Origin of the sequence: Streptomyces sp. NPDC101160, assembly GCF_044768205.1 — a bacterium.
In the GTDB taxonomy this organism is placed as follows: Bacteria; Actinomycetota; Actinomycetes; order Streptomycetales; family Streptomycetaceae; genus Streptomyces.
The window spans coordinates 398,812-415,924 of sequence record NZ_JBIWPJ010000005.1; the positions used below are offsets into that span (position 1 = coordinate 398,812).

Annotated in this window: 11 protein-coding genes; 7 read left to right on the forward strand and 4 right to left on the reverse strand. The window is 72.5% G+C overall.

Translation table 11 applies throughout. The features are described 5' to 3' along the window. Positions 1-4: 4 nt before the first annotated feature. Entirely contained in the window at positions 5-3,745 is a 3,741-nt protein-coding gene (locus ACIRSU_RS18065) for a hypothetical protein (RefSeq protein ID WP_403793157.1), read from the forward strand. A gap of 73 nt (positions 3,746-3,818) precedes the next feature. Here ACIRSU_RS18065 and ACIRSU_RS18070 read toward each other — a convergent pair whose 3' ends face one another. Then, a complete protein-coding gene (locus ACIRSU_RS18070) occupies positions 3,819-4,313 on the reverse strand; it encodes a hypothetical protein (protein ID WP_403793158.1) in 495 nt (164 codons plus the stop codon). A 35-nt stretch (positions 4,314-4,348) separates the two neighbouring features. Then, positions 4,349-4,678, reverse strand: a complete 330-nt coding sequence (locus ACIRSU_RS18075; protein WP_403793160.1) for a hypothetical protein — start codon at positions 4,676-4,678, stop codon at positions 4,349-4,351. A 251-nt stretch (positions 4,679-4,929) separates the two neighbouring features. Between ACIRSU_RS18075 and ACIRSU_RS18080 the strand changes: the two genes are divergently transcribed. The 6 genes from ACIRSU_RS18080 to ACIRSU_RS18105 all read left to right on the forward strand — a co-directional run bounded on the left by ACIRSU_RS18080 (position 4,930) and on the right by ACIRSU_RS18105 (position 14,806). Continuing rightward, a complete protein-coding gene (locus ACIRSU_RS18080) occupies positions 4,930-8,973 on the forward strand; it encodes an SGNH/GDSL hydrolase family protein (protein ID WP_403793162.1) in 4,044 nt (1,347 codons plus the stop codon). A gap of 113 nt (positions 8,974-9,086) precedes the next feature. Next, entirely contained in the window at positions 9,087-9,479 is a 393-nt protein-coding gene (locus ACIRSU_RS18085; RefSeq protein ID WP_403793164.1) for a hypothetical protein, read from the forward strand. A 139-nt stretch (positions 9,480-9,618) separates the two neighbouring features. Further along, positions 9,619-10,944 carry an ATP-grasp domain-containing protein gene (locus ACIRSU_RS18090; RefSeq protein WP_403793166.1) on the forward strand — a complete coding sequence of 442 codons (1,326 nt, stop codon included), beginning with the start codon at positions 9,619-9,621 and terminating at the stop codon, positions 10,942-10,944. Beyond that, positions 10,941-12,083, forward strand: a complete 1,143-nt coding sequence (locus ACIRSU_RS18095; RefSeq protein ID WP_403793168.1) for a GNAT family N-acetyltransferase — start codon at positions 10,941-10,943, stop codon at positions 12,081-12,083. The genes ACIRSU_RS18090 and ACIRSU_RS18095 overlap by 4 nt, the downstream gene beginning before the upstream one ends. Continuing rightward, positions 12,080-13,777, forward strand: coding sequence for an ABC transporter substrate-binding protein (locus ACIRSU_RS18100; protein ID WP_403793170.1), 1,698 nt, complete (start codon positions 12,080-12,082; stop codon positions 13,775-13,777). Before ACIRSU_RS18095 ends, ACIRSU_RS18100 begins: the two co-directional genes overlap by 4 nt. A gap of 9 nt (positions 13,778-13,786) precedes the next feature. Further along, positions 13,787-14,806 (forward strand): GNAT family N-acetyltransferase, encoded by a 1,020-nt coding sequence (locus ACIRSU_RS18105; RefSeq protein WP_403793171.1) that lies wholly within the window; start codon positions 13,787-13,789, stop codon positions 14,804-14,806. Here ACIRSU_RS18105 and ACIRSU_RS18110 read toward each other — a convergent pair. Both ACIRSU_RS18110 and ACIRSU_RS18115 read right to left on the reverse strand, forming a co-directional pair. Then, positions 14,758-15,756, reverse strand: a complete 999-nt coding sequence (locus ACIRSU_RS18110) for an EamA family transporter (RefSeq protein WP_403793172.1) — start codon at positions 15,754-15,756, stop codon at positions 14,758-14,760. The genes ACIRSU_RS18105 and ACIRSU_RS18110 overlap by 49 nt on opposite strands. Continuing rightward, on the reverse strand, positions 15,753-17,111 hold the full coding sequence (locus ACIRSU_RS18115; RefSeq protein ID WP_403793174.1) for a serine hydrolase: 1,359 nt from the start codon (positions 17,109-17,111) through the stop codon (positions 15,753-15,755). Before ACIRSU_RS18115 ends, ACIRSU_RS18110 begins: the two co-directional genes overlap by 4 nt. Positions 17,112-17,113: the final 2 nt, after the last annotated feature.

A 17,113-nucleotide genomic window follows, 5' to 3' on the forward strand; every position in this document is an offset into this window, starting at 1 on the left:
GGAATTGTCACGACCACAGGCCACGGCCGACCTCCAGAGGAGATGGCCCCGAAGGCCATCATCCGGCTGGGGGCGCCGGGTCGCCACCGCGGCGATCGCGCTGCTGCTCCCCGTCTCCTCGCTCGTGGCGGCCGGCACCGCGACCGCAACGGCCGCCGACGCGCCCACGCCGTCCGTGACCTCGCAGAAGGTCACGCCGGGCGAGTTCGACGGCGACCTGAGGAAGATCAGGACACGGCCGCCGCGTCCTGAGGGCCCGGCCCGGCAGGAGGACGGGCGCGTCAGGCGCCGTGTGCAGCCCGACACGCGTCCCGACCCGCTGGCCGGCCGGGCGCCCGCCCGGCTCCGGGGCCCCGGGGCGCTCTCGGACATGATCCAGGACTTCGAGGGCGTCAACAACGTCAACGGCATCTTCCCGCCGGACACCAACGGGGACGTCGGCCCGAAGCACTACATCCAGCAGGTCAACAGCTCGTTCCAGATCTACGACAAGAACAACCCGGGCAACGGCCTGCTGACGGCGGGGAGCCCGCCGGTGCCGACGCCCATGGCCACCAACCAGCTGTTCTCCACGTACCAGCCTGCGGACAGCCTCTGCCGCACCACCAACCGCGGCGACGGCGTCGTCCGGCACGACCCGATCGCCGACCGCTGGGTGATCACGTACTTCGCCTTCAACAAGGACGCCTCGAACGACCCGATCGCGCCGTACCACGAGTGCATCGCGGTGTCGAAGACCGCCGACCCGGTCACCGGGGGCTGGCACCTGTACGACTTCCTGGTCAGCAACCAGCGCTTCAACGACTACCCCAAGCTGGGCGTCTGGCCCGACGCGTACTACGTCACCTTCAACTGGGAAGGCGCCCCGGGAGCGGGCGGAGCGTACGCCTTCGACCGGGCCAACATGCTGAACGGCAACCCGGCCGGGTTCGTCTGTTTCGGCTGTGACACCGGCATCGGGCTCAACGGCGGCGACGGCTTCACCCGCCTGTCCTCCGACACCGGCATGCTGCCCGCCGACTTCGACGGCACCCGGCTGCCCACCTTCGGCGCCCCCGCGACACTGACGCGCATCACCGGCAACAACACGCTGCGCAGCTTCGCCTTCCACGTCGACTGGCAGGTGCCGGCCAACTCGACCCTCACCCAGCTCGCCGACGTCACGGTCGCGGACTTCAACACCAGCCTGAGCGGCATTCCGCAGCCGGACACCACACAGACGCTCGACCCGCTGTCCGACCGGCTGATGTACCGGCTGCAGTACCGGAACTTCGGCACCTACGAGTCGATGGTCGTCAACCACACCGTCAACGTCGACGGCGCCGGCCATGCCGGTGTGCGCTGGTACGAGCTGCACCGCCCCGCGGGCTCCATGAACTGGATCCTGCACCAGCAGGGCACCTTCGCGCCCGACGCCGCGCACCGCTGGATGGGCAGCATCGCCATGGACAAGGCCGGCAACATGGCGCTCGGCTACAGCGTGTCCAGCGCGCCCGCCACGCCGACCGCGCAGAACCCGAAGGTCTACCCCTCCATCCGGGCCGCCGCCCGGCTGGCCGGCGACCCGCTCGGGCTGCTCCCGCAGAGCGAGCTCCGGATCCGGGACGGCAAGGGCTCCCAGACCGGCGCCTCCCCGGAGGGCATCGGCCGCTGGGGCGACTACAGCGCCATGCAGGTCGACCCCACCGACGGCTGCACCTTCTGGTACACCACGGAGTACATGCAGACCACGTCGAACGCCGGCTGGCAGACGCGGGTCGCCTCCTTCAAGTTCCCGACCTGCAACCCCGCCGACGTCTCGATCACCAAGTCCGGCTCGCCCAGCCCCGCGGTCGCGGGCGCTGAGCTCCGCTGGAACCTGGTCGCCAAGAACAACGGCCCCGACGCCGCCGACAACGTGATCGTCGAGGACGAACTCCCGGCCGGCGACGTGCCGTTCAGCGTCACCCAGCCCGGCTGCACGATCACCGGCCAGAAGGTGCGGTGCGAGCTCGGCACCCTGGCCGACCAGGCGTCCGTGCCGATCCAGATCCGCAGCCAGGTCGACCCCGACTACGACGTCCCCGCCGGCGGCCCCACGCCGCTGACCGACGACGCCACGATCAAGGCCGACCAGTTCGACCCGGACCCGGCCGACAACAAGGCCACGGCCTCGGTCAACGTCAACGAGCGGGCCGACCTCGCGGTCTCCAAGTCCTGCGACAACAACGTCCTCGCCGGCCAGCCCGGCAAGTGCACCGTCTACGTCGACAACAACGGCCCCTCGACCGCCCGCGACGTCGTCCTCACCGACACCGCGACCTCGGACGGCACGTTCACGATCAGCTCGGCCACCGCCAGCCAGGGCGGCTGCGGCTCGCTGCCGCCGCCCGACCAGTCCAGCGGGACCGTCACCTGTCCCCTGGGCGACATCCGGCCGGCCACGCCCAGCGGGCCCGGCCGGGCGACGGTGGTCGTCTCGTACACCGCCACCGAAGGCCAGACCGTCCACGACTCGGCCACGGTGACCTCGGACACCCCCGACCCCAACAGCGCCAACAACACGCAGAGCACCCAGCTGCCCGTCACCTCGCTGGCCGACCTGAAGATCACGTCCGCCACGGCGAGCCCGGACCCGGTGACCGCCGGAACGGACCTGACCTTCTCGGTCACGGTGCGCAACAGCGGGCCGTCCACCGCGCAGAACGTCGTCCTCAAGGACCAGCTGCCCGCCGGCGTGACCGTCACCTCGATCACGCTGCCGTCGAGCACCAGCTGCACGGCGGGCGTGCCGGGTGACCCGTTCCAGCCGGCGAGCTGCGGCCTCGACCTGCTCAGGCCCGGTGCCACGGCGACCATGACCATCGTGACCAGGGTCAAGCCGACGACCACCGGCGTGCTGCACGCGGACGCGTCCGTGAGCAGCGTGACCCTCGACCCGAACAACTCCGACAACTACGCCCACACCGACACCACCGTCGCGACCCGGTCCGACCTGAGGGTCGCACTGGCCGACTCGCCCGACCCGGTCGTGGCCGGCACCTCGCTGACCTACACCGCGGCCATCACCAACAACGGGCCGTCCACGGCTCGTACGGTCGACCTGACGGAGGACCTCGACAACGGCGTCACCTACCAGTCCGCCAGCATCTCCAGCGGCGGCGAGGGCACGTGCGCCCAGGTCGTGGGCAACCCGCACCGGATCGAGTGCCGCCTGGGCGACCTCGACCCCGGCCAGTCGGTCATCGTCTACACCCAGGTCCTCGTCTCGCCGTCCGCGCCCGCCAACAGCACGCTGACGACGACCGCCCGGGTGAGCACGAGCAGCGGCGACCCGAACAACGCCAACGACAGCGCGTCCGCGTCGACCTCGGTACGCACCCAGGCCGACCTCGCGGCCGGGCTCACCGCCCCGTCGCACCGGTACCAGCCGTCCACCAGCGTCACGTACGCCGCGACGATCAGGAACAACGGTCCGTCCGACGCCCAGGCGGCCGTGCTCACGGTCACGCTGCCCGGCACCAAGGTCGGCAACTACGTCTCCGACACCGGCGGCGCCTCCTGCACCCACACCGCGAACACCACCGCCACCACGGTGACCTGCACCTATCCCAGCCTGGCCGCCGCGGCGAGCCACACCGTCGACGTCGTGTACTTCTTCCGGGGCAACGCCAAGCTCCAGAACACGACCGCCAAGGTGAGCTCGGCGACCCCTGACCCGATCACCGCCGACAACACCGCGAGCTGGGCGGTCGACACGAAGTAACAGCCCGGCATCGCGCACATGACGCAGCCCCAGGCCCGTCGCCTGGGGCTGCGTTCACGTCGGCGCCCGCACGTCAGCCGTCCGCCACCGTGAGGTGGTAGGTCGTGTCCACCCAGAAGCCGTCCGTCGAGACCGCCTTGATCTCCAGGACGTACTGACCCGGCAGCAGCGGCGTGAGGGCTGCCCAGAGGCCCCAGGCGAGGTGCATCTGGAGGCCCAGGCGGAAGGGGCGGGTGGTGAACTCGTGGAGGGGGAGCGGGACGCCGTTGAGGTGCGCCTTCGCGGTGGAGACGTCCAGGGGGAGCGGTTTGCGGGACCGGAGCTTGGTGTGGACCGTGTTGAGGACCGGGAAGAACACCGGGCGGTCGGCGGGGATCTCGCAACGACGTTCCACCCGGCCGCCGTAGGTGCCGGCCAGGAACCAGACGTCGCCGGGCTGTTGCCAGTCCGCGTGTTCGCCGGTCGTGTCGGCGACGGGGCTCCGGCTCTCGGGGGCGGATCGCGCCCACTGCCACCAGCGGGCGGCGAGGGTGCCGCCCTCGTCGTCGGTCAGCTGCCATTCACTCATGGCCTCACACCCTAGAGCCGTGGGGCCCGTTGGGGTCACGGAGTGTCGAGAATGCCCATGAAGAGCAGCACCGAGACCACGACCACCAGCGGCGCGGCCAGCGCCAGGGCCGGGCGGCGCGGCGGGGCCCAGGCGGCGATCAGGAGGACGAGGGCGAGAAGGAGGCCGCCGCCGAGGAGGGGGAAGGCGATGTCGAAGCTGGCGTCGAAGCGGTCGGCCTCGGCGCCGTCGCAGGAGTCGCAGGCCATCGGGGAGAGGCCCGCGAAGAAGAGGGAGACGAGGCCCAGGGGGAGCGTCACCAGGGTGGAGAGCAGGGCGGGGATCCACGAGCCGGTGGGGGCGGCGGGGGCGGGGTTCGTCGTCATGGGGACAGTCCAGCGCACCGGGGCGGCCGGGCGGATGAGTCCGCGTACTCATTCCGCCGGGCCGGATGCCCAGGGCGCGGGGTGAGAGTCGCAGAAGAGCGCGCGCTGCCAGGATGGCTCGCGCTTCCCCCCACGCGAGCACTCCGTGCCGGGTCCCGGTGTCGGATCCGGTGCGGCCGCACGCCCCGAACCGGGCGTGTCCCCCCGGAAGTTAAGGACAGACGTTGAGCCCCACGAGATCGATACGCGCCGTGTCCAGGCACGCGCGCGTCCCCGTCACCGCGGCCGTCGCGCTCGCGGTGGCCTGTGGTGTCACCACACAGGCGTACGCGAGCACCGTTCCCCCGGGTGCGGCGAACGGCTGGGCGCCGTCGGCCCCTTCGGCCGTGCCGCCCGCGCCGGGCGGCGAGCCCCGCGCCGTACCGCAGGAGAAGCGCGCCGAACTGCTCGGCGCGGGCTACCGGGCGTCGTCGGACCAGGCCTTCACGACGCTGGGCGACGGCACCGGGTTCCATGTGATGGTGGCCGCCGAGAAGGACGGCTACCGGTGGAAGACCGCGGCCTCGCTCTCCGAGCCCGGCTTCGACACGGACACCTGGATCGGCAACGCCTGCGTCACCGGCTCCGGAAAGTACGCGGCGGTCGCGTACGCGCCCCGTACCTTCACCAACAAGCCCGACCTGATGAGCCGCGGCGCCTTCACGGCTGTCATGGACCTGACTAACGGCCAGGTCCGCAAGCTGCCGTTCCAGGCCACGCTCGGCTACTTCTCGCCGGGCTGCGGCACCGGCGACGACGTCGTCTTCACCCAGTTCACCGACGAACTGACGGCGAAGAAGAACGAGACCCGGCTGGTCACCACCGACGCCCGCACCGGCCGCACCAAGAAGGCGACCGTCCCCGGACAGGTCACCTCGGCGGTCCCCGCGGGCGGTGCGATCGTCGCCGCCCGCGGCAAGCAGGTCGTGCGGATCGACGGCAGCACCGTACGCACGGTCGCCCGCACCCACGCCGTCCCCTTCCAGCTGCAGCCGGACGCCGACGGCGGTGTCACCTTCATCGACCGCCTGCCCGGCGACGCGAAGCCCTCCGCCATGGCCACCGCGAACCAGGCGGCCGTGTCCCGCGTCGACGCCGGCGCCCTGCGCGCCCCGAACGCCAAGGCGCAGGCCGCCGAGCTGGCCCGTGGCCCGCTCACCGGCTTCGACCTGGCCCGCACCCCCGCCGGCACCGTCTACGTCACCGGCCGGGCCCGGAACAACGGCCCCCTGCCCGCCGCGGTCCGCAACCCCGGCGGCATCGCCAAGGACGCCCGCGTCTCCAGCCGCGGCGGCGCCGCGCTCACCACGGCCTGGGCGGACGGCAAGGACTCGCGGATCACCCAGCGCGACTCCTTCTCGGCCCGTACGGCCCGGATCACCCTCAAGGCGCTGGACACCGGTCGTACGACCGTCCTCGACGCCATGCCGGGCGACCGGCTCGGCGACGCCGCCGCCCAGCGCTCCGCGACCGCGCTGAGCCCGGCCCTGACCGGGCCCGCGACCGGGACCGGCTCCCGGTCCGCGACCGGCTCCGCGGCCACGGGCGCGGTGAGCGCGCTCGCCTCGCCGGTCGACGACGACCGCACCTGCTCCGTGCCCCGCAACGACGTCAAGAAGCAGGCCTTCCAGCCGACCCCGCGCCAGATCGAGTGGGCCGTCGACCAGGCGGTCGTCGGCAACCTCAACGCCGGCGCCAGCAGGCCGGCGAACTGGAAGAACACCGGCATGGCGGCCTACTCGCCGCAGACGCTGTTCCCGCTCAGCACCATGACGGGCGGCAGCGGCGCCGACTGGCACGTCCCGGCGCAGGTGATGCTCGGCATCACCGCCCAGGAGTCCAACATGTGGCAGGCGACCCGGTACGCGGTGCCCGGCGTCACGGCCAACCCGCTGGTCGCCAACTTCTACGGCGTCCACTACTCGTCCAGCGGCCAGCAGGCCGACCCGTGGGCCATCGACTGGTCCAACTCCGACTGCGGCTACGGCGTCACCCAGGTCACCGACGGCATGCGACTGCCGAACAAGGGCCAGCCGGTGACGAAGACCGTGACCCAGCAGGAGGCGGTCGCGCTCGACTACGCGGCGAACATCGCGGCGGGCGTGAACATCCTCATCGAGAAGTGGAACCAGACCCGCTCCGACGGCCTGCTCATCAACGACGGCCAGCCGAAGTACATCGAGAACTGGTTCTACGCGCTGTGGGCCTACAACTCCGGCTACCACCCGCAGTCCTCCGCCGGCACCACGTCCGGCAAGTGGGGCGTGGGCTGGACCAACAACCCGGCGAACCCGCTGTGGAAGGAGAACCGCACCCCGTTCCTGGAGAACGCGGCCGGCGGCGACGACTACAGCCAGGCCGCGCACCCGCAGGACTGGCCGTACGAGGAGAAGGTCATCGGCTGGGCCGCGCGACCCATCTCCGCCATGTCCAAGCCCGGCACCTTCGCGCCCGGCTACCGCGCCGCCTGGTGGACCTCCACCATGAACCGTACGACGGCCAAGCCGCCGATCGGCCTGTTCTGCGACAGCAGCAACGACTGCGACGCCTCCAAGATCAGCACCGGCGCGACCAACAACACCGGCGGCGGCCCCTGCCTGCTGCCCGGTGACCCGAACGAGTCGGACCCGCTCTACCTCAAGTGCTGGTTCCACAAGTCCGCCACCTGGAAGAACTGCACCGCCAACGCCGAGTGCGGCAACCCGCTGCACCGCTTCGACACGACCTACCCCGAGCAGCCGGACGAGAACTCCTACCCGCCGCGGTGCAGCGCGGGTCTGCCGGCCGGCACGCTGGTCGTCGACGACGTCGCCAACGGCGTCACCCCGGCCGGATCGTCGGCCCGGAGCTGCGGAGCCGTCTCGTCCGCGGGCACCTTCGACCTGTCCTTCGCCGGCGCCTCCGGTCACATCGACCTGCACCAGATCGGCGCCGCCTACGGCAACCACTTCTGGTTCTCGCACACCAACAAGGCCGGCACGACCGACGCCGACCGGCTGAAGACCACCGGCACCTGGACCCTGGGCACCGGCAACCGCGGCTGGATGCGGGTCTGGGTGCACCTGCCCGACCACGGCGCGCACACCCGGCAGGCCGTCTACACCGTCGGCGGCAGCGACTCGACCAGCACCCAGCGGGCCAAGCCGCAGCGGCTCATGGAGAACAAGTGGGTCTCGCTCGGCGCGTTCAACTTCACCGGCACGCCCACCGTGTCGCTGTCGAACGTGACCCAGGACGGCAAGGGCACCGAGGACGTCGCCTGGGACGCGGCGGCCTTCGAGCCGCTCGGCGGCAAGCCGGCCAACCAGGTCGTCGCCATGGGCGACTCGTACTCCTCCGGTGAGGGCGCCTCGTCCAACGGCGGCGACGACTACTTCCCCGAGTCCGACTACTACGACGCGCAGCAGCCGGACACCGAGGACAAGTGCCACCGCTCCAAGTACGCCTGGTCCCGGGTGGCGGTCCTGCCCGGCTACGGCTCCTCGATCGGCGCCATGATGGACAGCATGAGTCCGAACATGGACTACCAGTTCGTGGCCTGCTCCGGCGCCCGCCACTTCAACATCCTGCGCGACGGCCAGAGCGGTGAGCTGGGCCAGATCGCCCAGGGCTACCTGGACCAGAACACCACCCTGGTCATGCTCTCCATCGGCGGCAATGACATGCGGTTCGCCGACATCATCCAGGAGTGCATCACGGCCCTGACCGTGTGCAACGACAACGAGCTCGACAACAAGAACCCGGACACCGGCGGCTCCGCCTCCGGCACCACCGGACCGCTGGACAAGTGGGCGCCGGTGTGGGCCCACGACACCGTCCGGCCGCGCCTCGCCACCACCCTGGGCGAGATCCACAAGAAGGCCCCGAAGGCGAAGATCGTGCTCATGGGCTACCCGAAGCTCCTGGAGCACGACGGCCAGTGCGTGATGGGCATCGGCACCGAGGAGGCGCCGTGGCTCAACTCGATGGCCGACACCGTCGCCACCGAGATGCAGGGCGCCGTCAACGACGCCAACACCCTCTACGCGGCGAACGCGGTCTTCTCCGACCCGCGCGACGAGTTCGCCGGCAAGGCGATCTGCGGTGACACGGAGACGGTCAACGGCATCGTCCTGTCCGGCCACTCCAAGGCGGACAACCGCGACGTGGACTGGCTGCCCGGCAACGTCATGCCGTCCATGAAGTCCTTCCACCCGAAGGTCTCCGGCGCCGCGATCTACGCCACGGCGCTGCAGAACACGCTCAACGGCCGCTGACCGGCCGGCCGACCCGGCCCGACCGAGCCGGTTCGGCTGAACCAACTCCGTTGAAAAGGGCCTGAGTACCCGTACTCAGGCCCTTTTCCCGTCCCCCGTGAAACGGTGCACCCATGACGAAGACCAGAACGTTCCGCTGGCTCAAGGGCACGCTCGTGTCCGGTCTCGCGGCCCTCCTCGGTTACGCGGTCTGGCACGCCCTGCGGCAGTGGGCCCATGCCGCCTCCGCCGGCCCCGACGCCGGCTTCGGCACCGGATTCATCGAGAGCCTCGTGGCGTCCGTCGCCGGCGTCCTCCTGGTGCCGCTGCTGCTCTGGGCCGGGATGCGGCTGACCGGCGAGCGCGGCAACCACCTGCTGGTGGCCGGCGGCGCGGCGGCGTGGGTCTTCGCCGGTGGCCGCCTGGTCGAGAACGCCGGCGTCGACACCGTGGAAATCGCCCTCACCGTCGTCCTGTTCGCGGTGCTCGGCGGTCTGCTGTCCCTCGTGGAGGTGCCCAGGAAGTGAACGGCCGGGGCGCGGTCCTTCCTATGCGCCTTGTCCGCCGCCTATGCGCTCCGCCGCCACGGCCGTGACCCCCGCCGTACCGGCGGGGTCAACTGGGGTTCCAGTCAAGTGACTGCGGTGGAATCACGGAGGCGGTTCGATGACCACACCCCTGGCCGACTATGCGAACTTCGCGGGCAAGCGCATCGCGATCGTCGAGCACATGCAGAACCACCCGTTCGTCCTGGGCCTGCACCAGGCGCGGGAGCACGGGCTCGAGGTGTGGCTGCTCACGGGTGACCGGAACTGGTACACCCACGGCCACGACTGGGACACCCACCCGCTCGGCGCGGCCGTCGACCGGGTGATCGACGTCGACACCACCGACCTGGAGGCCGTGCTCGCCGAGGTCACCGGCGAGGACGGCCGTCCGCTCGTCGACGGCCTCACCTCGTTCTCCGACTACCACACCGTCCTCGCCGCGCAGGCGGCGAAGCGGCTCGGCCTGCCCGGCCCCGACCCGGCCGCCGTGGAGACCGCCAACGTCAAGGACCGGCTGCGGGTCGCGCTCGGCGACGTGCCCTACAACATCCCGCACATGCTGGTCGCCGACCGCGCGCAGCTCCCCGAGGCGGTCGCGAAGCTCGGCTTCCCGATGATCGCCAAGCCGCCGGCCGAGGCCATCAGTTACGGCGTCCGGCGGGTCGACGACATGGCGCAGCTCGAAGAGGCCTTCGACGAGCTGTCCGGCGTACGGCAGAGCCTGCGCGGCCAGCCGCGCTCGGGCGAGGTGCTCCTGGAGACGTACGTCGAGGGCGTCGAGGTCAGCGTCGAGACGATGACCGTGAACGGGCACACCCATGTCTTCGGCGTCACCTCCAAGGACCTGTTCGGCGACCCGGCGTACATCGAGTGCGGCCACACCTTCCCCGTACCGCTGTCCGACGAGGAGCGCGACGCGCTGTACTCCGTGGTCCGCCAGACCCTCGCCGCGATCGGCTACGACCACGGGCCGTGCCACACCGAGGTGCGGCGCACCGAGTCCGGCTGGCGCATCATCGAGGCCAACCCGCGCACCCCGTCCAGCTGCATGACGATGCTGGTCACGGACGTCACCGGACGCAGCCCGATCCTCGACGCGTGGCTGCTCGCCATCGGCGAGGTCCCGCCGATCGAGCCCGTCGTGCACCGTGGCGGCGCCGCCGTACGGATGATCTACCCGCAGCGGCGCGGCACCCTGGTGCGCGTCGACGGCATCGAGGCCGCCTCCGCCGTCCCGGGCGTGCAGGTGCTGCTGCACGTGGAGAAGGGCGACAAGCTGCTCCAGCGGATGGACAACTCCTCCTGCGTCGGCTTCACCTACTGCAGCGGCGCCGACCGCGAGGAGGCCCAGGCCCTGGCCGACAAGGCGGCCGGCTACCTCGACTTCGTCGTCGAGGAGGACGCCGCGGTGGACGCCGAGGACGCCCGGGACGCGCGCTCGTGAGCGGCGACGCGACCGTGGCACGACCGGCCGGGGCGGCAGCGGCCGTGGTGGAGCACGTTCCCGGCGCGGCCGCCCTCGTCGACGCCGGCTGGGACGAGCTGGTCGGTCCCGAGGACTGCTTCCAGACCCCGCGCTGGCTCGCCGTACAGGAACGCAACTCGGGCACCACCATGGACTTCCTGGTCCGCCGGCGGGCCGGCCGGCCCGCCGCGGCCCTGGTCACCGCCTGGGCCGACGACACCGTGCCCTGGCTCCTGGCCCGCCCGGACGCGATGCTCGAACGCGCCGTCGGCGAGGAGGACCCCGAGGCCCTGGAACGGCTCCGCGACACGGCGGACGGGGACCCGGCGTCCCTGCTGCCGTCCCTGGTGTGCGGCGGCCGCCACCTGGGCCGCACCCGGCCGCTGGTGGCCGCCGACGGACTGCCCGAGGACGTGGCCGCGCTGGTCGCGGAGGCCGAGGAACTGGCGCGGCGGCGGGGCGCGGCCACGGTCTGCTTCCCGCACGTCGACGAGCGGGACACCGACCTGGTGGCCCTGCTGCGGCAGCGCGGCTACGTCTCCCACCCCTCGGCGCACTACGCCTGGCTGCCCGTGCCGCCCGGCGGCTGGGACGAGTTCCTCGCGGACATGACCGTGCACCGGCGCCGCCGGGTCCGCCTGGAGCGGCGCGCGCTGGAGGAGGCGGGCATCGAGACCCGTATCGAGCGCATCACCCCGGAGCTCGTGCCGCGGCTCGGCGAACTCGACTGCAACCTGCTGCGCAAGTACGGCAATCCCGCCTCGCCCGAGCACTCGGCCGGGCTGATCGGCTGGATCGGCGAGGTCATGGGAGACGACGCGATGGTCTCCGTCGCCCGCAAGGACGGCGTGCCCATCGGCTTCGGCATGGTGCTGCGCTCACGGGCCCGCGGCCGCGAGGAGTGGTTCGGCCACCGCGCCGGCTTCGACTACGAGGCCCAGGGCAAGCTGCCCCTCTACTACGACGTCCTGTACTACCGCGTCCTGGAGGCCGCGGCGCAGCAGGGCGTGCGGGTCCTGCACGCCGGCATCGGCAGCGTGGAGGCCAAACTCGCCCGCGGCTGCCTCGCCGCCCGGGAACACTCCTTCCTCCTCCGGCTCGAAAGGACAGCACGATGAGCACCGCCCAAGCCGCCCGCCACCCCGGAGCGGGCTGGGACACCGGCGTGGGAGCCCTCGTCAACCCCTCCGACCGGAGGGGCGGAACGCTCCGCCTGGTCTCCTCCGCCGACGTCGACTCGCTCGACCCGGCCCGCACCTACTACGTGTGGGTGTGGCTGCTCCAGCGGATGCTCAACCGGACCCTGATGGCCTACCCGACCGACCCGGGCCCCGCCGGGCTCGTCCCGGTCCCGGACCTCGCCGAGGGACCGGGCCGGGTCGACGACGGCGGCCGCACCTGGACGTACCGGCTGCGGCCCGGGCTCCGCTACGACGACGGCACCCCGATCACCGCCGCCGACGTACGCCACGCCGTGCAGCGGATCTTCGCCCAGGACGTGCTGCCGGGCGGCCCCACCTATCTGATCCCGCTGCTCGACGACCCGGCGCGGCCCTACCCCGGGCCGTACCGCACCGACCTGCCGCTGCGGTCCGTCGAGGTGCCCGACGAGCGCACGATCGTCTTCCGGCTCAGCCGGCCCTTCTCCGACTTCGACCACCTGATGGCCCAGCCGTGCACCGCGCCGGTGCCGCGGCACGCCGACACCGGCGCCGACTACGGCTCCGACCCGCGCTCCAGCGGCCCCTACCGGGTCGCCGAGCACAAGCCCGGCGCGCACCTGTGGCTGGAGCGCAACCCGCACTGGGACCGGGCCACGGATCCGCTGCGGCCCGCGCTGCCGGACCGGGTCGAGCTGACCATCGGCCTGGACGTCGACGAGCTCGACGCCCGGCTGATCGACGGCGAGTTCGACATCAACCTGGAGGGCCGGGGGCTCCAGCACGCGGCCCAGGACCGGGTGACCACCGACGAGGTGCTGCGCTCGCACACCGACAACCCGCGCACCAGCTTCCTGCACTTCGTCGCCATGCAGCCGCACATACCGCCCTTCGACAACGTGCACGTCCGCCGGGCCGTGCACTACGCCGCGGACAAGATCCTGCTCCAGCAGGCCCGCGGCGGCCCCGTCACCGGCGGCGACCTGACCACCGCCCTGTTCCCGCCGCGGCTGCCCGCGCACCAGGACCTCGACCCGTACCCGACCGGCCCCGACCTGCGCGGCGACCTGGCGGCGGCCCGCGCCGAACTGGCGGCCGCGGGGCTCCCGGACGGCTTCGAGGCGGTGATCGGCACCCAGCGCGGCAAGTTCCGGATGGTCGCCGACGCGCTGGTCGAGTCGGTGGCCCGGGTCGGCATCCGGCTCACCGTCAAGGAACTCGACGTCGCCACGTACTTCAGCCTCGGCGCCGGGCACCCCGACACCGTGCGCAAGCACCGGCTCGGGCTGATCGTCACCGACTGGGGCGCCGACTTCCCCACCGAGTACGGCTTCCTCGCCCCGCTCGTCGACGGGCGCCAGATCCGGCGCAACGGCGGCAACTGGAACCTGCCCGAACTCGACGACCCGGTGATCAACGGCCTGATCGACGAGACCCTGCACAGCACCGACCCCGACGAGCGCGCCGAGCGCTGGCGGGCCGTGGAGCGCCGGGTGATGGACCACGCCGTCCTGCTGCCCCTCGTCCACGACAAGACCCTGCACTTCCGCAACCCCTGGGTCACCAACGTCTACGTCCACCCGGCCTTCGGCCTGTACGACGTCCAGGCGATGGGCCTCGCCCCCGACGCCCCCTCCGGCACCGACTCGTAAGGACCTCGTATGAACGACGCCTTCCGCGACCTGGAGTTCGTCCCGCTCGCCGCGGACGACGACGAGACGGTCGGCCAGTGGCTCGACCTGACGGCCGTGGCGACCGCCGCCGGCCCGCGCTCCGCGCCGCCGTGCAACGTCGACCTGGTCGGCTCGCTGCGGTTCGCGCCGCCCGCCACCGTCCTGGACGACTGGGTCGTGCGCAGCGAGGGCCGGGTGGTCGGCGCGCTGCGGCTCGCGCTGCCCGAGGGGGCGCCGTCGGCCCGGGTGGACCAGCTGGTCGTCCACCCCGGGCTGCGCCGCCGCGGCATCGGCCGGGCGCTGCACGACCACGCGCTGTCCCTGGCCCGCAAGCACGGGCGGAGCTCGCTCGCCGCGACGGTCGTCGAGAGCCTGCCGGCGGGCCCGCCGCAGGACCCGGGGCCCGCCGCCTTCGCCGCCGCGACGGGCGCGAGCCGGGCCGGGACACCGGCGGGCGTGCACCAGTGGCTGGACCTGCGGCGGCACGACCCGCTGGCCGACGGCGTGCCCGCCGTGCCCGCCGGCTACTCCCTCGTCACCTGGGGCACCATCACCCCGGACGAGTACGCGGTGCCGGTCTCGCGGCTCGAACTGTCCCTGGGCGACGCGCCCGCGGACCGGGCCGAGGAGGACGTCCGCACCAGCTACGCCCGGCAGTTCGAGACCATGCGGGTCGGCCGGGGCCGGCGGGCCCACCACACCGGGGTGGTGCACCGGGCGAGCGGCACCCTGGCCGGCTACACCAGCGTGTCCAAGACCGCCGGCAATCCCGAGTACGCCCTGCAGGGCATGACGGTGGTGCACCGCGACCACCGCGGCCACCGCCTCGGCCTGCTCCTCAAGCTCGCCAACCTGGCGCAGGTGCTGCGCCACGAGCCGGAGGTGCGGCTGATCGAGACGGCGAACGCGGAGGACAACCACCCGGTGATCGCGCTCAACGCGGCCATGGGCTTCGAGCCCTACGACCGCTGGGTGTTCTGGACCCGCGCCGTCGACTCGTCGGACTGACCCGGGCCGGGGTCTGCCGGGGCCGCGGGCCCCGGCAGACCGTGGCGCGCCCCGCCGGCCGCGGCGCCGCCCGGCGCCGTGGCCGGTGTCCGGCGCTTCGTGGTGCCCACGAGCACGCCGACGACGACGGCCACGCTGGCCACCGCCGACCAGACGGAGAGCCGCTCGCCCAGGAAGATCCACGCCACCGCGACGGCGACGACCGGGACCAGCATCGAGAACGGCGCGACCGTCCCGGCCTCGTACCGCTTGAGCAGGGTCGTCCAGATGCCGGAGCCGACCACCGTGCCCGCGAGCGAGGTGTACAGCAGGGCCACCAGGCCGGCCGCCCCGTCGGGGCCGAACGACTCGCCGAGCGCCCGCCAGCCCGTGCCCGGGCCCTCCAGGAGCGCGGACAGGGCGAGCAGCGGCACCGGCGGCACGACCGACATCCACAGCGCGAAGCGCAGCGGATGCTCCGGCCGGGCCTGCCGGCTCGCGATGTTGCCCGCCGCCCAGCCGAGCGCGGCGAGCAGGGTGAGCACCAGCGGCAGCAGCGCGGCGTCCCGGGCCCGTTCCACCGCGATCGCGGTCATGCCGAGGACGGCGAGCACGATGCCCGCCACCTGCCGCCGGCTGATCCGCTCGCCGAACAGCAGGCCGAGCAGCATCGTGAACGGCGCCGACGCCTGCACCACCACCGAGGCCTGCCCGGACGGCATCCCGGCGTCGATGGCGAGGAACAGCAGCGCGAACTGCACGACGCCGAAGCCGAGTCCGTAGATCACCAGCCAGCGGACCGGCACCTTGGGCCGGGGCACGAACAGGGCCACCGGCACGGCGAGCACGAGGAACCGCATCGCCGAGAGGAACACCGGCGGGAAGTGGTCGAGCCCGATCCGTACGGCGAGGAAGTTCAGCCCCCACAGCACGGCGACGAGCCCGGCCAGCAGACGGTCGCGGACGCTCACCGGGCGGGCTTTCCTTCGGACGCCCCGGCACCGACACCGGCACCGGCCCCGGCCCCGGCGCTGTCCGGGCCCGCGGCCAGCAGGCCGGACTCGATGATCCGGCGGCCGACGCCGCGCAGGAACAGGCCGTCGCCGATGAACTTCTGCTCGGCGGAGGACTGCCGCAGCACGAGCACCCAGACCCGGCCGGCATGGTCTTCGACCAGCCAGCAGAACATCATCACGCCCGGGCTGGAACCCGCCTTGAAGTAGACCCGCGACCACCGGTCCCGGTCGACCGGAATCCCCGGGTACGCGGTGAGGATCTCCTCCACCACGCCGTCGGCGTCCCGCTCGCTGTCCTCCCGCAGCCCGTCGAGGACCCGCACCACGTCATGGGCGTCCATGAACCAGTCGAGGCCCAGCTGGTGCACGGTCTCGCCCAGGTCGCTGATGCGCACCGTGATCGGCCCGGCGATCTCGCTCAGCAGCTCGCGGCGCCCGGCCTCGTCCCGGCGCGCCCACTCCGCGCGCCGCTCCGGATCCCCCCAGCCGAGTTCGAAGACCTCGTGGCTGGTGAGGAACGGGCGTATCAGGGACGGGTCGTGATGCCCGGCGGGGGCCAGGGCGGCCTCCACCGCCTCCCGCCCGAGCAGGTCCGCGATCAGATCGGCGCCCGTGTTGTCGCTCAGCGCGATCATCTTGTGCGCCGTCTCGCGCACCGACACCCGGGCCCCGTCCGGCAGTTCCTGCATGTCGCCGGTGGGCAGGCTGCGCAGCTCCGGCGTGATCACGACCTCGTCGTCCCAGCTCACCCGGCCCTCGTCGATCGCGACGAGCAGCGCCCGCATCAGGAACAGCTTGTACGCCGAACCGGTGGGCATCGGCCGGTCCGCGGCCGACTCGTGCAACACGACCGGGCCGTCGGCGGTGAGCCGGACGGCGAGGACGGAGTGCTCCACGCCCTCGGTGCGCAGCAGGTCCTCCACCTCGTCCCAGCCGCGCACGTCCGGGATCACGGTCTCGGGCTGGAAGGTGAGCAGGCGCAGCAGGCCGCTGGAGTCGAGGGTCAGCGACAGGAAGTGCCGCGTCCCGTCGCCGCCGCGCAGCACGACCCACCCCTTGTGGGCGACGGGCTCGTACCCCTCGACCGTGAACGGGCCCTTCTCCCGCCACTCCCGGAGCCGCTGGACGAAGCCCCCGCCGAGCCCGAACGGGAAGGAGGGCACGAAGCGCCCGGCGAGGGCGTCCTCGGTGGCCAGGCCGGGCGCCGTGAGCAGCTCCACGGCCCAGCGGGCCGCCTCGCCCATGGCGGACTCGTCGGCGGCGAGCGCCGCCTCGGCGGCGGACGGGACGGAACCTGCAGCGTCGTTCATCA